Origin of the sequence: Roseinatronobacter domitianus, assembly GCF_023336755.1 — a bacterium.
Taxonomy (GTDB): domain Bacteria; phylum Pseudomonadota; class Alphaproteobacteria; order Rhodobacterales; family Rhodobacteraceae; genus Roseinatronobacter; species Roseinatronobacter domitianus.
The window spans coordinates 1-17,948 of record NZ_JALZWP010000001.1 but is presented as its reverse complement, the minus strand read 5'-3'; the positions used below and the strand labels follow the sequence as shown (position 1 = coordinate 17,948).

General features: G+C 59.8%; 14 protein-coding genes and 1 pseudogene. 7 read left to right on the top strand and 8 right to left on the bottom strand.

The window, feature by feature from the left end; translation table 11 throughout:
• Nucleotides 1-148: 148 nt before the first annotated feature.
• Nucleotides 149-1,192 carry an IS110 family RNA-guided transposase gene (locus M3N55_RS00075; RefSeq protein WP_249055202.1) on the bottom strand — a complete coding sequence of 348 codons (1,044 nt, stop codon included), beginning with the start codon at nt 1,190-1,192 and terminating at the stop codon, nt 149-151.
• A gap of 540 nt (nt 1,193-1,732) precedes the next feature.
• On the opposite strand from M3N55_RS00075, the gene M3N55_RS00070 reads away from it, so the two are divergent.
• Genes M3N55_RS00070 through M3N55_RS00050 form a run of 5 tightly spaced genes read left to right on the top strand, consistent with a single transcriptional unit; the run spans nt 1,733 to nt 8,667 of the window.
• Entirely contained in the window at nt 1,733-2,896 is a 1,164-nt protein-coding gene (locus M3N55_RS00070; protein ID WP_249055200.1) for a UbiA family prenyltransferase, read from the top strand.
• The gene (locus M3N55_RS00065; RefSeq protein ID WP_249055199.1) at nt 2,893-4,221 is read left to right on the top strand and encodes an FAD-binding oxidoreductase; all 1,329 of its coding nucleotides are present in this window, start codon (nt 2,893-2,895) and stop codon (nt 4,219-4,221) included. The genes M3N55_RS00070 and M3N55_RS00065 overlap by 4 nt, the downstream gene beginning before the upstream one ends.
• Complete coding sequence (locus M3N55_RS00060) at nt 4,218-4,955, top strand: SDR family oxidoreductase (protein WP_249055197.1); 738 nt, start codon at nt 4,218-4,220, stop codon at nt 4,953-4,955. The genes M3N55_RS00065 and M3N55_RS00060 overlap by 4 nt, the downstream gene beginning before the upstream one ends.
• Nucleotides 4,952-6,655 (top strand): hypothetical protein, encoded by a 1,704-nt coding sequence (locus M3N55_RS00055; protein ID WP_249055195.1) that lies wholly within the window; start codon nt 4,952-4,954, stop codon nt 6,653-6,655. The genes M3N55_RS00060 and M3N55_RS00055 overlap by 4 nt, the downstream gene beginning before the upstream one ends.
• A 17-nt stretch (nt 6,656-6,672) precedes the next feature.
• Nucleotides 6,673-8,667: a DUF2298 domain-containing protein gene (locus tag M3N55_RS00050; protein WP_249055193.1), complete on the top strand. Its 1,995-nt coding sequence runs from the start codon at nt 6,673-6,675 to the stop codon at nt 8,665-8,667.
• On the opposite strand, the gene M3N55_RS00045 is transcribed toward M3N55_RS00050, so the two are convergent.
• From M3N55_RS00045 to M3N55_RS00020, 6 genes are all read right to left on the bottom strand, one after another.
• Nucleotides 8,664-9,986 carry an NAD(P)/FAD-dependent oxidoreductase gene (locus M3N55_RS00045; protein ID WP_249055191.1) on the bottom strand — a complete coding sequence of 441 codons (1,323 nt, stop codon included), beginning with the start codon at nt 9,984-9,986 and terminating at the stop codon, nt 8,664-8,666. The genes M3N55_RS00050 and M3N55_RS00045 overlap by 4 nt on opposite strands.
• A complete protein-coding gene (locus M3N55_RS00040; RefSeq protein ID WP_249055189.1) occupies nt 9,983-10,966 on the bottom strand; it encodes a lysylphosphatidylglycerol synthase transmembrane domain-containing protein in 984 nt (327 codons plus the stop codon). Before M3N55_RS00040 ends, M3N55_RS00045 begins: the two co-directional genes overlap by 4 nt.
• A complete protein-coding gene (locus tag M3N55_RS00035) occupies nt 10,963-11,982 on the bottom strand; it encodes a glycosyltransferase family 2 protein (RefSeq protein WP_249055188.1) in 1,020 nt (339 codons plus the stop codon). Before M3N55_RS00035 ends, M3N55_RS00040 begins: the two co-directional genes overlap by 4 nt.
• A 9-nt stretch (nt 11,983-11,991) precedes the next feature.
• Complete coding sequence (locus M3N55_RS00030) at nt 11,992-12,981, bottom strand: TadE/TadG family type IV pilus assembly protein (protein WP_249055186.1); 990 nt, start codon at nt 12,979-12,981, stop codon at nt 11,992-11,994.
• Between the two features lie 140 nt (nt 12,982-13,121).
• Nucleotides 13,122-13,658 carry a TadE/TadG family type IV pilus assembly protein gene (locus M3N55_RS00025; RefSeq protein ID WP_249055184.1) on the bottom strand — a complete coding sequence of 179 codons (537 nt, stop codon included), beginning with the start codon at nt 13,656-13,658 and terminating at the stop codon, nt 13,122-13,124.
• On the bottom strand, nt 13,655-14,914 hold the full coding sequence (locus tag M3N55_RS00020) for a VWA domain-containing protein (RefSeq protein WP_249055182.1): 1,260 nt from the start codon (nt 14,912-14,914) through the stop codon (nt 13,655-13,657). The genes M3N55_RS00025 and M3N55_RS00020 overlap by 4 nt, the downstream gene beginning before the upstream one ends.
• 216 nt (nt 14,915-15,130) lie before the next feature.
• Here M3N55_RS00020 and M3N55_RS00015 point away from each other — a divergent pair, with 216 nt between their 5' ends.
• Together M3N55_RS00015 and M3N55_RS00010 are read left to right on the top strand one after the other, a co-directional pair.
• Complete coding sequence (locus tag M3N55_RS00015) at nt 15,131-16,852, top strand: glycosyltransferase family 39 protein (protein WP_249055180.1); 1,722 nt, start codon at nt 15,131-15,133, stop codon at nt 16,850-16,852.
• Nucleotides 16,853-16,929: 77 nt separating this feature from the next.
• Nucleotides 16,930-17,517, top strand: coding sequence for a hypothetical protein (locus M3N55_RS00010; RefSeq protein ID WP_249055178.1), 588 nt, complete (start codon nt 16,930-16,932; stop codon nt 17,515-17,517).
• Nucleotides 17,518-17,821: 304 nt separating this feature from the next.
• On the opposite strand, the pseudogene M3N55_RS00005 reads toward M3N55_RS00010, so the two are convergent.
• Nucleotides 17,822-17,948 (bottom strand): annotated as a pseudogene (locus M3N55_RS00005) (IS5/IS1182 family transposase); the annotation flags it as partial.

Below are 17,948 nucleotides of genomic sequence, written 5' to 3'. Positions count from 1 at the left end.
AAACCTGATTTGCGCATCGTCTGTTCTCCTTGTGCTGACGAACGTTACAAGAACAAACTCTCCTTTCGAATGGCCCGGTTTATTGGGGGCAGGTCAGCTCACCCTGGCCTCGCGGCCATGTCGTGCCTTTCTCCTTCTCGGGATCAGGTCACGCCATTCGATAATTCTCCTGCTTTGTCGAAAGCGCCCAGATCATTCGGGCCATCTTATTTGCCAAGGCAACGGCTGCCACCATCTTCGGCTTGCGCGCGACCAGTGCGGCCAGCCAGCGGTTTGTACTGCCGCCTCTGCGAACCACCCAGCGGATTACGCTCGTCGCGCGGAACGCGCGCCTTTGGCACGACGCGCCAACGATCAGCAATCGACGGATGTCAGTCTGCCCCATCTTGCTGACCGATCCCAGTCTGGCCTTTCCGCCCGTTGACCTTTGTCGCGGCACCAAACCCAGCCAAGCAGCGAAGTTGCGGCCGCTGTCAAATGTGTCGAGATCAGGGGCGAATGCCGCGACAGCGCCTGCGGTGACAGGGCCGACACCGGGGATAGAGCAAAGCCTGCGCAATTGCTCATCTGTCTTCGATGAAGTTTCCAGCTCATCGGAAAGCCGGTCAATGACTTCGGTGAGACGCGCAATCTGCTCAACATAGATCGATCCCATGTGTCGGACCGGCGTGGGCAGATCTGTGCTCTGGTCAGCAAGGGCATTCTCGAGCAGCTTGAGACTTGCGGGCCCTTTGGGTGCGACCAACCCAAATTCAGCCAAATGGCCGCGAAGAGCGTTGATAAGCTGCGTCCGCTGTCGAACCATGCACTGATGCGTTCGGAATGCGACAGCACGACCTTGGGTTGCCGCGCTCTTCACTGCCACAAACCGCATGGTTGGTCGCAAGGCCGCCTCCGCAATGGCTTCTGCATCCGCGCGGTCGTTCTTCTGGCGTTTTACGAACGGCTTTACGTAAGCAGCTGGTACAAGCCGAACCTCATGACCATGGCTTTGCGCAAATCTTCCCCAGTGATGCGAGGTGGCACAAGCCTCCATTGCCACGATGCAGGCAGGGTGCTCAGCCAACAGCGTTGCCAAACGCGTTCTCGACACAGCGCGATTGAAAACAACCATCCCATCAAGCCCCACTGCACAGACCTGAAAGCTGCCTTTTGCCAAATCGATCGCCAAAATACTGATCTTTGATGTCATCGATGTGCCCTCCACTAAGCGAATATAGAACCGTCATGGTATCCGATGCCGACGGGTGGGGGCATCCGCTGCATCAGTTCATAGCGCGTCACGCTGCCGTTCACAAATGCGCTCGGCGGTCGGGTGCAGTTTGCGAAGACGGTTCAGATCGTCCCGCATCTATTGGTTGGTGAAGCCGGTGAACCGGTCCAGCTTGGGCGGCGTGATCTGCGCCGTTTGCTGATAACCGGGCAGAACTGGGACTCTCTGGCCAACCCGAAAACCACCATCGCAATGGCAGCCCGCAAATTTGACCCAAGCCCTATTGCTTTGTCAGGGCCGGGAACATTTACTGTTGTCCAAAGGGACTCGCGGTGCCCGGTGTGTTTTGCTGTCCAGCCTGTTGGGAGTGTGCTGTTGTTTCTTGCCCCGCCACCGCGATGTCAGGTGCTGTTACTTGATCTGGAAGACAACGGATTATGCAGCATCTTGCGCCACGAGCTATGGTGGAGTCGCTTTGACCGAAAAACTGTGTGTGCTGGGGCCTCTGCACAAGACGATATGCCAGACGGGCAGGCGGACTGGCTTTTATCAATACTGAATCGGAAAAAGCGCGCGGGTGCGATCTGTGTCGCGCTGCTGCGAAAGCCGAACGAGGATAAGCAAGCCCTGGCTGCCCGAATTGGCGGGATCGATCATGTCGCAGTCATTCCCGATGCGCAGATGCGCAATCTTGCTCCGGTGTTGAACGCGCAGCTTGGGGTTCCGCACGATGCCAGGATTGAAAGGATCAGTCCCAAGCCAAGAGCCGCTGGCGCGCAGATTGTCGCCGCAGCCTTTGCCGCAGTCCGCCCGCATCAATGGATCAAGAACCTGCTTGTCTTCGTGCCGTTACTTGCGGCGCACCAGATCAACTTGGCCGCTCTGGGCCAAGCGTTGTTGGCCTTCCTCGCCTTTTGCGCTGTGGCATCTGGTGTCTACCTGTTGAATGACCTGATGGATTTGGGTGCGGATCGGCGCCACTTGCGCAAGCGCAGGCGTCCCTTCGCGAGTGGGGCTTTGCCCTTAAACTGGGCACCAGGACTGCTGCTTGGCACCTTGGCCCTTGGGGGCGTGCTGGGGGCGTTGGTTGGGCCGCAATTTCTTGCAATCCTGGTCCTTTATGCAGGCATAGCAACAGCATATTCGTTGGGTCTGAAGCGTCTTGTGATTGCCGATATCACGATTTTGGCAGGGCTATATACTCTGCGGATCGTGGCAGGAGGCGTCGCCACGGATATCAGGTTGTCGATCTGGTTGCTGGCCTTCTCGATGTTCCTGTTTGTTGCGCTCGCGGCAATCAAACGGCTTGCGGAACTGGTCGAGATCGACAGCAGCCCGCAGGCCCGTGTGCCGGGGCGTGCATACCGCACCAACGATCTGCCCTTTGTTGCAACGCTTGCTGTGGCCTCTGGGCATGTCGCGATTTTGATCTTGGCGTTGTATATCAATTCGGCAGATTTCATGCTGCTATATACGACCCCCGCTGCATTATGGGTGGCGTGTCTGGTGCTGTATTTCTGGACCATGCGGCTTGTGTTGATGGCCTATCTCGGGCAGATCATCGACGACCCCATTGTCTATGCGGTGCGCGACATTTCAAGTTGGACCTGTGCTGCAATACTGGCGGCTGCGGTGATCTTGGCAAGTGTTGAGCAGCCCTCTCTGCCATGGGTCAGCCAATGACGCAGGCCGAATTGACCGGCTGGGGCCGTTTTCGACCCGTGGCGACGGTGCTGCACACGCCTCGCACGGCACCCGAAGTGGCAACGTTGCTGCAAAGTGCCAATCCTGCCATCGCACGCGGCAACGGGTTGGCCTATGGCGATAGTGCGGTCAGTTCAGGGTATACGATCAGCACACGCCGCATGAACCGCATGCTGCATTTCGAGCCCGAACATGGCCTTCTGGAGGTCGAGTGCGGCGTCACGCTTGCCGATATTGCCGCGGCCATGTTGCCGCGAGGCTGGTTTCCGCCGGTGCTGCCGGGTAGCGGCGCCGTGACCGTCGGCGGGGCAATCGCGGCGGATGTCCATGGAAAGAACCATGTGCATACGGGCAGTTTTCGCGGCTGCGTTGTCTGGATGGATGTCATGGACAAGAACGGCAGGGTAAGGCGCTGTTCGTCAACCGTTCAGCCGGACTTGTTTGACCACACCTTGGGCGGAATGGGGTTGACCGGCGTTATATTGGCTGCCTGCCTGAGGTTGGCACCGGTAGAGACTGGCTGGATTTGCCAAGAACAGGTCACAACATCGAATTTCCGGCACACTGTGGCAGAGTTGCGCGCGGCCCGTGCCGCGCCCTATGCCGTGGCTTGGCTGGACGGACTGACCACCGGGGCTTCCTTTGGGCGCGGGGTGGTCATGAAGGGACACCATGCGCGCTACGACGATCTACCCGCCACGCTTGGTTCCAGAACGCCGCGCGATGCCCCAAGCACGCGATTGCGCTTCGACTGGCCAAAATGGGTTCTGAACACGACCAGCATGAGGGCCTTCAATGCCCTGTATTTTTACCGGGCAAGCAAGCGCACCGCGCCACAACTGGTTGATTGGCGCAGTTTCTTCTTTCCGCTGGATGCGATCGATCTTTGGCCGCGCGCTTATGGAAGCCGTGGTTTGCTTCAGTTCCAGTGCGTGCTGCCCCATGATACTGCCGAGCCTGGGCTGGAACACATCCTGCGTGCGACGCAAGAGGCCCGTTGCCCGCCCTTCCTGGCTGTTTTGAAGGAATTGGGCATGCAAGAGAGCGCGTTTTCATTCCCGATGCCGGGGCTGACTTTGGCGTTGGATTTTCCAGCCAGCCCGGCGGCGCTGAAAGTATTGGACAGACTAGATGCAATCGTGATCGAAAACGGGGGGCGGGTCTATCTTGCCAAGGATGCCCGTTTGAAAGCGGGTATTCTGCGCCAATCGGACCCCAGAGCAGATACCTTTGCGGCCTATCGCTCCGAGCAGGGTCTAGACGCACACTTCCAGTCCGCGCAATCAAAGCGGGTGCAGATATGACAGCGAGTGGTGTTCTTATCCTTGGTGCCAACTCGGACATTGCGCGGGCCGTTGCCCATGTTTACGGCGCGGCAGGGTATCCGCTGATGCTGGCCGGGCGCGCGCCCGAGCGTTTTGCGCCGGACATGTCCGACCTGCATTTGCGCTACGGGGTGCCTGTAACCGTCCACGGGTTCGATGTGTTGGAAACAGACAGCCATGCCGCTTTTGTTGCCAACCTGCCTGTGCTGCCCGACATCGTTATATGCGCCGTGGGGCTGCTGGGAATACAGGCGCAGGCGGAAACGGATGCAGACCATATGAGCCTGGTCCTGCGCAGTAATCTGGAAGGGCCAGCCAGCGCATTGTCGCAATTCGCCGCCGCCTTCGAGGACAGGGGCAGCGGCGTTTTGGTGGGCATTTCCTCGGTTGCGGGTGAACGCGGACGGGCCAGCAACTACACCTATGGCGCGGCCAAGGCGGGGTTCACCGCCTTCCTGTCGGGATTGCGCAACCGGCTTGCGGGCAAGGGTGTGCATGTGGTCACGGTGCTGCCCGGATATGTTGCAACCCGCATGACCGAAGGGATGGCGCTTCCCGCCCTTTTGACGGCGCAACCCGAAGACGTTGCCCGCGCAATTCGTCTGGCTGTGGACACGCAGCGCAACATCGTCCATGTGCGCCCCATCTGGGCAGTTATCATGGGCGTGATACGCCTGATCCCCGAACCCTTGTTTAAGCGGATGAAACTGTGACCGATACCGGTAACCCAGCGCATGCAGCCGTGACGACATTATGGCGTGACGCGGCACGGTATCGCCGCGCGGTATGGCTTTTGGCTTTGCTGGCGCTGGCGCTGCGTGTGTTCGGGCTGAACTGGGATGGAGGACGCGGCTTGCACCCGGATGAGGGAAACCTTGTGCGCGCGGCTTTGTCCCTTGGTGTCGAGGGGCGCCTGCTTCCTGAATTCCATGCCTATAACGACCTGGCCCTATGGCTTCCGCGCCTTATCTCGCTGCCATTTTGCGACAGCAACGATGGCGCTTGCCTGACACTGGTTGCGCGCGCGCTGTCTGCAACCTTGTCTGCCGTGCTGATCTTGCCCGGTGCGGGGGTAGCCTTTTTGCTGGCCAGCGCGGACGGTAATATTCAGGCGGGGCGCATTGCAGGGCTGGTGGCCGCCGCGGCCTTGGCACTGTCGGCACCGTTGGTTCAATGGGGGCATTTTGGCACGACCGAAAGCGCCATGGCGCTGCTCGTCGGGTTGGCGTGGTTTCTGGCTGTGCGTTGGCAGGCTGGACAAATGACCGACCGCGCCTTCGTGCTGAGCATGGCCGTTACTTTGGGCGTTGGCTTTGGGTTCAAGACCACCGCGCTTGCCGTTGCGCTTTTGCCCGTGCTGGCACTGGCGTTAAGCCCGCGCGCCCCGGTGATACGCCTTAGATTGGGCGTATTGCTTGGCGTGGTCGCACTTGCTCAAGGCCTTGCCTTCGCACCCTCTGTCATCTTCGCCACAGAACCGTGGCTGGCCGTCATGCGCTTTGAAGGCGGTGTCGTAGATGGCAGCGTTCCGGTTTTCTGGACCGCGCAATTCACGGGAACGTCGCCCGTGGTGTTCCAACTGGGTCAGCTTTGGTCGATCACTCAAGGGGCCGGTTTTGTGTTGGCCTTGCTGGCGCTTTTGCTGATGCCGCGCTCGGGCTGGCGGATGGCGCTTCCCGGCTTGGCTTTTGCGCTGGTCTATGCCGCGCTGACCTTTGGTTGGCATGCAAAATTCACCCGATACCTGGCCCCACTTTTGCCCATTGTTCTGATATTGGCTGGCGTTGCCATCGGGCGCATGGCGATGGTGCTGCATGCACGCAGCCCGCTTGCCGCTGGTCTGGCTGGGCTGGGACTGATGGGGCTGGCGGGTTTGGACATGGCCAGTGCCTATGCAAAGCCCGATCCGCGCCTGGCCATGGAAGCCGTCATAGCGAACCAGATCCCCCCCGACTCTGTCATCGCGGTGGAGCCTCGGGACTTGGCGCAACTGGCAGGGCGGCGCAGCATCTCTTTGCCCTTGGCGAACCCCGACCTGACGCCGCAAGCCTTGGCAGAGACCCTTGCGCAAGCCGATTGGCTGGTCGTCGCCAGCCGACGGAACTGGGAGGTGCTGCCGCGACAGCCTGGTCGGCCCGCTGCGATCTGCGCCCATTACGCAGGGCTTGTGGATGGAACGCTGGGTTTCTTCCCCTATCATCGCACGTACCGCGTGGGGCTCTTGGGGCGGCTGTTTGGTCCTGGCCTGCGGGCGGAGGAAACCCGCGCCGTGTTTGACCGACCAAATATGATCCTGTTTCGCAAAACCGAGGGTCTTGGAATCGAAGAGTTGACGAACCGGCTCTCTGCGGTCCGACCGTCTGTCGACTGTGCTCTAAGCACTCTTGCGCGGGTTTTAGGGGGCGGCGCGTGATGACAGGAAGCCTGCCTATGGCCGACATTTTGTTGGTTCTGCGGCTATTCGCGGTTATGGCGCTGGCCACGTTCATCGCGCGCCCACTTGCGCTTCGGTTGGTGCCATGGGGGGGCGGCTGGATCGCCGCGCTGCTGCTGTCATGGCTGGTCCTTGGATGGGTGCCCTGGGTGCTGGCCGCGCTGCGCCTTGTGCCCTTCGCACAGGCCAGCTTGTCAGGCTTGTTGGTTCTTTTGGCTCTGCGCTTTGCGCTCGGCGCGCCGGCTAATGGGCGGATCAAGGGACGGATCAGCGAACGGGCAGGGGGGGCATTGCCGCTTTTGCTGGGGGCCGCCGGCCTGTTCTGGCTTGGTCTGGCGCAAAGGCTGGAAAAGGCCAGCCTGTCGGGGCTGGAGAAATTTACCAACATGGCCTTTGTGTCCAGCGCCATGCGCAGCGATGTCATGCCGCCCGCCGACCCTTGGTTCGCGGGCGAGCCGGTGAACTACTATTATGTTGGACAGGCGATGGTCGCGGCTTTGGGCAACCTGTTGGGAGCGCGTGCCGATCAGGTTTACCAACTGGCCATGGCCGTGTTGTTTGCGTTGACCGGGCTTGCAGTCTGGGCAATCACGCTGCGGCTTGCGCGCCCTGCCGGGATATGGACCGCCCGCGTGATGGCTGGCTTTGCTGCGGCGATCGTACTTTATGGGGGCAACCTGCATTCGGCGCTCTATACGCTTTTGCGCCCGCTGATGCCTGCCACCAACCCGGCCTTTTACTTTCCCGACTCGACCCGGTTTATCGGCTTTGATCCGCCGACGCAGGACAAGGCCTTTACCGAGTTTCCAGCCTACGCTTTCGCGGTCGGCGATCTGCATGCGCATGTGCTGGCGCTGCCAGTTTTCTTCCTGGCCTTGATGGTGCTGTTGGCCATGGTTGCGGCCACGCGGCGCGGTGCCGCGCCCAGCACGTCCCAAGCCTTGGGCTTTGGATGGCTGATGGGCCTGTCTGCGAGCATCAATTCCTGGGACGTAGCGGTTTTGGGACTGGCCGCGCTTGTCGTCGCTGCAATCTTGTTGAGCCAGTCCAGACGTGGCGGGGCCGACCTTTTGGGCGTGCGGACGGTGCAGGTGGTCGCGGCAGCATTCGTCACTGCTGCACCGTTCATGGGGTGGTTCATGCCCTTTGCATCTGGCATCGAATTTGCCCCTGCGCGTACACCAGTATGGCAATGGCTGGTGCTCTATGGGCATGGCGTTCTGGCCTGTGCGGTCTTTTTGGCGCTTGCCTATCGTGTGCCTGCCTTGCGTCGGCAATGGGCGCTTGCATTTCTGTTTGCGGTGGCGCTCACGGTGCTTATCGTGCCCGAAATCGTGATCGTTCGGGACATTTACGGGCTGGAATATGCCCGTGCGAACACAATGTTCAAGCTGAGCTTTCGCGCTCAGCCGATGCTTGTCATTGCAGCCGCTGTGACCGTGGCCTTTGCGCTGCGTTTGGGGCGGCGTGGTCTGTTCGCCGGGGGCGTGGTGGCCCTGCCGCTCTGTGCGCTGCTGGCCTATGCGCCGCATATCGCGATAGCACCCTCCGCAATTCGCAGCCTTGATGGCTTGGGTTTTCTGGGCGACGAGCGTGCGCTTGTTTTGTCTGCCGCGGGTCTGCCTTTGCAGCCGGGAGAGGCGATCATTGAAGCCTCTGGCCCAGCCTTTGGCCCGACAGCACGCGTTTCCGCCATGACCGGGCAAGACGCTGTGGTCGGTTGGGCTGCGCATCAATGGCTATGGCGAAACGATCCTGTCCGCCCCAATCGACGGGCCGAGGATGTCCGGCAGTTTTACACGACCCCCGATGCAGCATTGCGCTGTGCAATCGCACAACGTTACCGTGTGCGCTACGTCATTCTGGGCCAGGTAGAGCGCGAGTTTTACCCAGATCTGAACGAATCTGGCCTGCGCGCTATTGGCGTGAGTGTGCATGATGACGCAGGCGGGCAGATCATCGCGATCACGCATGAGCGCTGCCCTGCCTAGACCCCACGTGCCTCATCAATCAGACGCCGAGCCAAGGCCCGACCGGCGCGCACGGCGTAATTCGTGCCGCGGTCTTCGGGGTAGATTTGCGCCATGGAGCACAGGTGCAGGTCGGGTGCCAATCCGCTTTCCGGCGGGATCATGGCGCTGTAGTTGCATGTTATCACAGGCTGCGCCCAATGTGCGCGCCAGACATGATGCGCGCGCAGCCAGTCGCGCCGGAACTCTGGGAACATGCGCGACAGGTGCGGCAGGGCATAGTCCAGCACAGCGTCGTCGGTTAAGCTCAGAAGCGGGTCGTCCTGCGACATATATCGTGACAGGTAAACGATGTGTCGCCCGCCATAATAGCTGGCAGGCTGAAAGCGGGTGTGTTCGATCACGCCGACGAAGGGGAAATCTGGGTCCGTTACGTTCAACCAATAGGTCGATCCAAGTGAACGATCCAACTCCAACACCAGACACAGGTTTGCCAGATAGGGGATGGCTGTCAGACGATCCAACTGCGCTGGGCTGGCCCAATGCGCGATCATGCCGGCCACCAGTGCAGGGGCAGGCGTGGCGATGACGGCATCCGCATACAGGCTTTCTGCACCCATCTCCAAGTGCCAACCGCCCGTGTTGCACGGGGTCAGCCGCGTTATTGGCACGCCAAGTCGCAGATCTCCGCCATGTGCGATGATATCTTCTGCCATTGCCTGCGCGACCCGCGCAAACGACCCACGCATATAGGACAGGTTCTCTGCCCCGTTGCGTCCGCGTGATCCTCCCCTCAGCTTCAGCTTGTTCCACATCCAGACCGCGCCGATCTGATCTGCATGCGCACCGAATTTACCCCGGAGCAAAGGGGCCCATAGCGTGTCATAAACACGCTTGCCGCCCATCGAGCGCAGCCAGTCAGCGGCCGTCAGCGCTTCCAACGCGCGCCAGTCGCGCACCCGCCGCGCGCGCAACGCAAGCAAGGCCAGCCGCAGACGGTCAAGAACCGGCAGCGCATGGAAGCGTAGCAGGTCAAGGGGCTTGGACAGTCGCAATGTGGCCCCATTGAAATAAACGCCGGTCAATGTGGCGTCTTGAGTGACCTCCGCACCAAGGCCAAGCTCCTCGATCAACGCTCTCACCTCTTGGTCTGACGTGAACCAATGGTGGTAGAATCGATCCAGTGGCTCGTTGCCCGCCGCCGGGGTAAACGATCCCGCCAGCCCGCCGACATGTGTGTCGGCCTCTAGAACTGTCACTTTATGGCCTGCACGCGCGAGGTCGCGGGCGGCGGACAGCCCAGCGAAACCGGCGCCGATGATGGTGAAATGGCGGGTCAACTTGTCGCTTTCCCGGGTGTCTGCATGGTCCAGACCAGCAAGCAGACAAGCCCGGTCGCGGTGGTTGTCGCCCACAAGACCGCATGAACTACAAGCACAAAGACCGTGGCTTCCACCAGTGGGTTGCCGAGGGCGGTCGTTGCCAGTTGTGCGGCATAGTCGAACGGTCCGATATGGCCCGGCGTGGTCGGTAAAAGCGTGGCCAAAGTGCCCATTGGCAAGGCAAGCCACGCGGCTGCGGGTGCGATCAAACCCGAAACGGCGTGCGCAACGGCGGCGAAACAGGCGCCCTCCAGAACCCAGACAGGCACGGTCCAAGCCAGAATTGGTCGGCGTTGCCCACGTGCTCCCAAGCCTGATAGCGCAGCAGACAGAGGCAACAGCAGCGCATCGACGCGGCTTTGTGCCTTGGGGCCAAGGCGCGCTGCGATGCGCGACAGACCCCGCACGAACCGGCCCGCAAGGTTCGGGTGGATCAACGCCCAAAGCACCAGAAGGCCAATTGCGGCCCCTGCTGCTGCGGCGACTCCTATGGCTGGCCAGCCTGGCTGTTGCGGGGCCAAAAGCCAGATTGCGATGGCGGCAATGCTCATCAGCGCGACCAGGTCCAGCACACGTTCGACGATCACCGTGCCAAGCACAGCACCCGGCGTAACCCCTAACCAACGCCCGAAAGCAAAGCATCGCAGCGCATCGCCCGCCCGAAAGGGGACCAGATTGTTGACCGCCGTCGCGGCCACGAAGGCCACGCCCGCCCGTCCAAAGCCAAGTCCTGGGTTATGCAGGCGAAGCATGATCCGCCATCGCTGCACACGCGCGCCATAGCCGAGTGCAAGGGCGACCGGGGCCAAGGCCAGCATGGCAAGGTCCACCTGCGTGAAGGCATCGCGAAGCGCCGCGAAATCCACAACACGCAACGTGAGCCACAAAAAGAGTGCAGACAGGAACAGCCCGGCCAGCAAATGCGCGGCCTGCCTCATGCCGGGTCGTCCGAGGGGCGCACGTCCTGGCTATGGCCTATCCGGTGGCGCACGACGTAAAGCGGGCGGCGCTGCACTTCGCCATAAATGCGCCCGACATATTCGCCGATAATCCCAAGCGACAACAGTTGAACACCGCCGAGGAACAAAACCGCGATCATCAAGGCCGTCCAACCTTCAACCCAGACAGAGGTAAAAGCCCGCATAACCAACGCATAAACGATCCCCATCACCGACATGAGGACTGTGACCAGACCCAAACCAATGGCCATTTGCAATGGTTTGGTAGAGAAAGACAGCAGCCCGTCCATGGCGTAACGCAGCATTTTGATGAGCGGATATTTGGTCTGGCCCGCGAAGCGTTCTGGCCGGTCATAGGCAATGGCGGTCTGCCGAAAGCCGGTCCAAGCCACCATTCCGCGCAAGAACCGATGGCGTTCAGGCATTGCGCGCAGCACGTCCACCACGCTGCGGTCCATCAACCGAAAATCGCCGGTGTCAGAGGGGATGGGCACTTCAGACAACCGCGACATGACGCGGTGAAAGACGCGCGCGCTTGAGGTTTTGAACCAACTGTCGCCGGGGCGGGACGCGCGGGTTCCATAGACCACGTCGAACCCGCTGCGCCAAGTCGCGATCATCTTCGGGATAACTTCAGGCGGGTCTTGCAGGTCGCAATCCATCAAGACTACGGCGTCGCCCCGCGCAAAGTCTATCCCGGCTGTTACCGCGATTTGCTGGCCGAAGTTCCGCGCAAAGCTGATGGCTTTAACGCGCCCATCTTCGGTGGCAGCTTGCGCAAGAATTGGGAGCGTGCTGTCGCGCGATCCATCATCGACAAAGATAAACTCGAACGTGCAGTCCTTTTGGGTGTCCGCAATCGCACGCAGGCGCGACAGCATTTCGGGCAACACCTCTGCTTCGTCAAGGCAAGGGATCACGATCGAGACCGCTTTGATCCCATCGCGTTGCGAGAGCGCGATGGGCAGGCATGGGGGCGCGTCCTCAAGGCTCACTCCGCGCCCCTAGCAGAAGGTGCAGGTTTCGCCAGGTGTCGGCGTTGGTGTCGGCCACGGTGTCGGTGTCGGCCAAGGTGTGGGCGTCGGCCCTGGCGTTGGTGTGGGCCAAGGTGTCGGCGTCGGACCTGGGGTCGGTGTTGGCCAAGGCGTTGGCGTCGGTCCGGGCGTTGGCGTCGGCCAAGGTGTTGGGGTTGGCCCAGCGGTCGGTGTGGGGCCTGGGGTTGGTGTTGGCCAAGGTGTTGGGGTCGGCAACGGCGTTGGGGTCGGCAACGGCGTTGGTGTGGGGGGGGGCAGGTAGATCGGAATATTTTGGGTGCTTATCGTTGGCGAAAAGCGCGGACGCACCGCCACCAGAGAATTCAGACGCGTTGTGCTGACGCCGACAGAGGCAAAAGGTCGCCAAAGCCCGAAGGTTTCGACCATCAGCATGGTTTCGCCGGGCACAATGATCGGAATGCTCTCATGGAAATTGGGCACCGGCATCTGAGATTCCGCAGTCGCGAAGACCGCGCCAGAACCACCGCCGAATTGCGCCTGCAAATCTGTCAGGTTGTTGTCTTGCAGCAATTCAAGTGCATTTTCGGGGAGGGGTTCCAAGCCCCGTGTCCCATATGACCAATGCAAATGAGGGCGGTTCAGATAATCATCCCAGATGATCCCCGAAACCCGAAGCCGTGTCGGGTAGCGTGACTGCGCCAGCAAATCCAGAGCTTCATTCATCCCCTCCAGAAAGGAAGGGCTGAGAGCCTGAGTTTCGCGTGACAGGGCGTCTGCAATCGTGTTGGCGGCCATTTCGGTCTGGTTTCGCGACTTGAATGCGTCGAAAAATACCACGGTTGCCACCAATGCCCATAGCAGGATGGGAAGCACGATCACCAATTCTACTGTAGCGCTACCTGCTTCACGGGCCCATGCAGCTTTAACCCGGAACAAAATGCGGCGAATATGCAGTTGCAAACCTGAACTGGCCACACCAGCGGTCTTATCCTTGAGCATCTTATGTTTTGCCCCATGGAAGACCCAAACTATACCGTGCAAAAGCAGGACAGGGGTCGGTAACACACTACTACATATTGCGCTAAAGTTACTCCTGCAAACTACTCATGTCAATGCAGGCTGCGCCGACAACCCAGTTCTTAGGTAGGTTCGTTCATGAACGCCCCGATAGAGACAAGCCGGATATCGCCGTCCACATCATTGCCAAGCCCGAAAACCAGCCCTGTCACAGTCAGGAATGGATCAATCGAGGCGCAGACCTTTACAAGCATCATGTCCGGATTTCCGGCAGACGGGTTGAATGCCAGTGTCGGATTGATGTTGGCCGAGCGGTTGATGCAAGTCACCGGGTCATGCACCCCGGCCCAAGTGTTGGTGTTGATCGGACGCAATTCGATGGCAAGGCCGGCTTCGCAATCACTTATCAGCAACGTCCGCTGACAAATTTGCGAGCGGAGACTCGCTATACCGCCCGTCGGAATATTGCCCAAGCGCACTTCCCGCACGGCGATGTCGACGGCCCGGTCCAGAAAGACCTGACGCAACATCACCGCGCCAAAATCGATTGATGAAAACAGAATCGCAAGGACGAAGGGCAGCGCGATCACGAATTCGACCGTGGCCGATCCTGCTTCGCGCAGGCGAAACAAGACCAGATGGCGTGTCAGACGGCTCATTGTGTCAACCTCAGGGTCTGGGTGACAACGTTACTGGCGATAGCGGCAAAGATATTCATCAGGCCGCCGACGCGCGAGTCAAAGAAAAACGAGGGCGCCGATGCGCAGTTCTGCATCAGGGCCGCACCGGATGGGTCTGCTTCGAAAGCGACTGTATAGATCAGAACGCCTTCTCTTTTGAGGTCGCGGCAAACGGCCCGCGTATTTTGGTCTTGGCGGTTTGCGCTGTAGCGGTGGCCGCAGCAATTCTCGCCATCGGTCATCAAGACCATCGCGCGCACCACATTGGGTTCATCCCAGTCGAAGGGGCGGCCATCGTATTCATCATCAATCAGACCCTGATTGATCATGTCGTCCACAGCCGGGCGGATTGTCGGATCAAAAAACATCGCCCCCCAGCGCGCGCCAAGATCGATAGAGGTCACATCGCGCGGTTGAAGCGCGTTGATCGCCGCAACAGCCGGTCCCGCTTCGCCGAGGAAGGGCTGGATCCGCCCCCATGCGTCTTCGTGGCACTCTCGCCGGTACATCGACGCGTTTATCCCGTTTTCGATGGAGTTCCACGAGTTGAAATCCGGACATGCACCGCTGGCACCTGACAGGTTTGAAAAATGGCTGAGCATACTAGACGGGGGCAGCACGCTGGTATCGTAGGGCACGATTGTCAAAGAAACCTTGCGGTCCTCGTTTTCGGACAACAGGGTCTGCGCAAATTGCGATGCTGCCTGCCGCAACTGGATGATGCGGCTGCCACCGTCAAACCCCATGGATCCAGAGATGTCGAGGACCAGGACGATGTCCAGCCAGGTCGAGATCACAGCTTCTGCGGCCGCGGCGGGGGTGGCGACGTCGAAGTCATCAACCCCGATCATTCTGGTAAAGAGCGAAGGCACCGACGCACCCGGAACGGCCCGGACATTGCGCCCCGTCCATTGGCTTTCGGTGATTTCGTATCTGGTGCCCAGTTGGTCTTGCAGGCCTGCGGCGGAGAAATACGATTCCAGCAATTGTTCTGGGGTCGCAAAGCCGTTGGAATCGCCCATCATGGTTGCGGCCAGAACAGCGCGATCCGTAACGCCCTGCATCCGCACGCGCACGGTTTCTGTCCTCATGGAGTCGATAGCAAGCCCTGCTACGAGAAGCATGGTTACAAACACGAACAATGAAAAAACCGTGAAGGTTCCATCCTCGTTCCGGGCAAAACGCCCAGGGTTTGGTTTCAAACAAATTCGAATACGATACTTGCGGCGCAGCATTGGAACACCCTTGCACAAAACACACTCTGTTAATCACGCTAGCCAATTATCGTGGCCTTATTGTGGCAACTTGCGCACCAATCGTGTTTTGTAGCGTGGATCATGCTGTTGAGCGCTGCGCGCGCAGCTTTCTTGCTTTGCACGCGCGGGTGATCTCGGTTTTCTGACAAAGGAAACAGCGCCCAAATCGGGCCAACACGAGGATATGGGTAGGCCATGCACCTTTTCTTTGCGCAATCGCGGCTGATGACGGGTTTGGTGCTGTCTGTGCTTGTGGCGGCGGCACTATGGGTGCGGATTAGCAGTATAGGATGGGATGGGTATGCCGGGCTGCATCCGGACGAGCGGCATCTTTTGTTCGTTACACAGACAATACTGTCTGCCCTTGCGGACCCCGCCTATGCTGGCTTGTCATGGTATGAGTGGTGGTATTCCGACCAGTCGCCTCTGAACCCGCATCTTGGTGCCGCAAGCTATGTTTATGGCGAAGCCCCGCTGCTGGCGGGGGCGCTTTTGGCGCGCGCCTTGGGGACGACAGACTGGTTCGCCGTTATGCCCGTGGTTCGTAGCTTGTCATCGGTGGTCGATGTAGCGACCATGCTGGGGGTCTTTGCCGGGGCGCGTTTGCTGGCAGGGCCGGGATCGGCGCTCGTTGCGGCGGCGCTATATGCAGCAATGCCGAGCGCGTTACAATTGTCCAGCTTTCACACCGTCGATGTCTGGCTGGCTGCGGCCTGCACGGGTGCCTTGGTGCCGATGATCGCTCTGGCTCGCGGGCAGGGCAACGTGCTTGCCATGGCCACGATTGCAGGTGGTTTCATCGGTCTTGCGATGGCCAGCAAGATTACAGGTGTTTTGATGCTGGCGCCTGGTCTGGTTGCCTTGGGGCTGGCGTGGCGTGGCGGACTAACCGCGCGTCAGGCTTTGGTTGCGACGGCCTGCGCCGTTTTGGCCCTGGCGATTGTGTTCAGACTGACAAACCCGTTTGCTTTTATGGGGCCGGGGCCTTTGGGGGTGGCGCTGTCCCAAGACTACATCACGGATTTTACCGGCTTGGCCGATGTGACGGCATCGCCCGATTTTCCGCCGAACTGGCAATGGATCGCGGGATATGGCCCGCTGCGACTTGCGCGTGATTTCGCGCTGTTCGGGTTTGGTCCTGTTGCTGCCCTGCTTGTGCTTGGACTGTGGCGATCCGTTTGTGCCGGGACTATGGTCGCCTTGGGAGTTGTGGGCGTGTTTGTTGCCCTTACCGCGATCAGTTCAGTCGCTGCCTTGCGATATGGGGCGCCCGCGCTGCCAGCTTTGGCCATTGCGCTTGCCCCGGTCATAGCGCGATTGGGTGGTTACAGCATCATCGCGGTGCTGGTGGCCGCTCTCTATTGGGGGTCGGGAATGGTGAGGCTGCATGACGGTGCGCATCCGCGCCTTTTGGCGTCGCATTGGCTATGGGCCTTGCCGCGCGGCACGATCCTGACCAATGAAACCGGCTGGGACGAGCACTTGCCCACCATTGTGCGCCTACAGGGCGACGAACGACACCGCTGGCCGGACCATGACGATTGGTTCACGATGCAGGTTCTAGACATTACCGACCCGGACACTCCGGCAAAAGCCATTCGCTGGGCAAACATGTTGGCGCGCACAGATGTGCTGATCCTGTCTTCGGATCGGCAATCGGCGATCATGCCACGCCTGCCAGAGCGCTTCCCCATGACCACGGCCCATTATGACGCATTGTTGTCCGGGCAGGCTTGCTTTGCGCCGGTTTTGGTTCTTGATCGCGGCTATCCGCTGCCATTCTGGTCGCTGCCCGACCATTGGGCACAAGAGCCCTGGCGGGTCTACGACCATCCAATCGTGCGGATATTTTTGCGCGAACCCTGCTTTTCCGAAGAGAGATATGCAGCCTTCTTACAGGATGCATTGCGCAATTAGGTCCAAATGCCGCCTAATTTCAGCCGTTTTCGAAGCTCATGCACGAATATCTTAACAAGTAATTTCGGAGCGTTCATATGAGTTGCAAGCTGTACTCGGATTTCGTCATCGACGAAAATGGCGGTGTGATCTTGGACTGGACGGTCATGGGGGCGGCTATTATCGGTCTGGGGATCGCAGCTGTTGCGGCGGTGCAGACAGGTCTTATCGGTGCAGGCGGTCGAACTGCCGGCTCTTTTGCCGCAACAACAAGTCCATTTACAGCTGCGGTCTTGGGATCCGGGGGCGATGTCCAGATAAATGATGTGAACGGAAGCTACATTCCAATCGCGACGGATCAGAGCATGTTCATGTCTTATCTGTATGAACTTGCGGATAAGTCCAGGGACGACCTGTCGTCGCTTTACCGCCAGTATATCGATCAAGCCACGGCTTTTCTACGGGCGGGCGACTATGAAGTGGCGCGCGCCAGTCTTGATGTTGCGGGCGCGATTTCCGAAGTGATGAGCGATTATCGCTATCCTGTGCCCCAAACCGATCCGTCGTTTGAAGAAATTTACGGAGCACTTGTTGGCGAAGGCGAGGACCTGAAAGGGCTTGCGACTTTGGACCCGGTCAAAGATATTGCGGTCGACACCGTGTACACCCCCATCCCTAGCCGGTGAAATCGTCCCGTTTCGACAGGGGGTGAGAAAATGGTGTTGATTTTCACCGGGAACTGACCCCACAAAATCAGAAATTGTCATTGAGAATTGACCCATGTGCAACTTTGCCCCTGCGCAACGCAGTCGCGGGCATCAACAGTGACAGACATGGGGTTTTACCAACAAAGCCATGTTTTGTTGTTGAATATCAATGAGTTTGGCGCCTTACCCCGCGCACCCTAACAGGCCGCTGAAATAGTCTCCAAGCCGGAACGCAGTCCTTTCATGAGGGCTGTGTCGTGCGATCGCGCGGCCGGTCGGCGCATTCGGCATGACCGTCCGCCTGGGTCAGGTCGCCCTGCACGACAAACCCGTGCCGGTTTTCCATCAGCGCATGTCCGATGAAGCAAAGCATCGCCCCGGTGCCGGGTGATTTCTTGTAGAGCCGCGCA

What these genes read in the sequence shown, in the direction of transcription:
- M3N55_RS00030 (WP_249055186.1), bottom strand. Translation starts at nt 12,981, where the DNA reads ATGCTCAAGGATAAGACCGCTGGTGTGGCCAGTTCAGGTTTGCAACTG.
- M3N55_RS00070 (WP_249055200.1), top strand. Translation starts at nt 1,733, where the DNA reads ATGCCAGACGGGCAGGCGGACTGGCTTTTATCAATACTGAATCGGAAA.
- M3N55_RS00040 (WP_249055189.1), bottom strand. Translation starts at nt 10,966, where the DNA reads ATGAGGCAGGCCGCGCATTTGCTGGCCGGGCTGTTCCTGTCTGCACTC.
- M3N55_RS00010 (WP_249055178.1), top strand. Translation starts at nt 16,930, where the DNA reads ATGAGTTGCAAGCTGTACTCGGATTTCGTCATCGACGAAAATGGCGGT.
- M3N55_RS00065 (WP_249055199.1), top strand. Translation starts at nt 2,893, where the DNA reads ATGACGCAGGCCGAATTGACCGGCTGGGGCCGTTTTCGACCCGTGGCG.
- M3N55_RS00015 (WP_249055180.1), top strand. Translation starts at nt 15,131, where the DNA reads ATGCACCTTTTCTTTGCGCAATCGCGGCTGATGACGGGTTTGGTGCTG.
- M3N55_RS00075 (WP_249055202.1), bottom strand. Translation starts at nt 1,192, where the DNA reads ATGACATCAAAGATCAGTATTTTGGCGATCGATTTGGCAAAAGGCAGC.
- M3N55_RS00050 (WP_249055193.1), top strand. Translation starts at nt 6,673, where the DNA reads ATGGCCGACATTTTGTTGGTTCTGCGGCTATTCGCGGTTATGGCGCTG.
- M3N55_RS00025 (WP_249055184.1), bottom strand. Translation starts at nt 13,658, where the DNA reads ATGAGCCGTCTGACACGCCATCTGGTCTTGTTTCGCCTGCGCGAAGCA.
- M3N55_RS00020 (WP_249055182.1), bottom strand. Translation starts at nt 14,914, where the DNA reads ATGCTGCGCCGCAAGTATCGTATTCGAATTTGTTTGAAACCAAACCCT.
- M3N55_RS00060 (WP_249055197.1), top strand. Translation starts at nt 4,218, where the DNA reads ATGACAGCGAGTGGTGTTCTTATCCTTGGTGCCAACTCGGACATTGCG.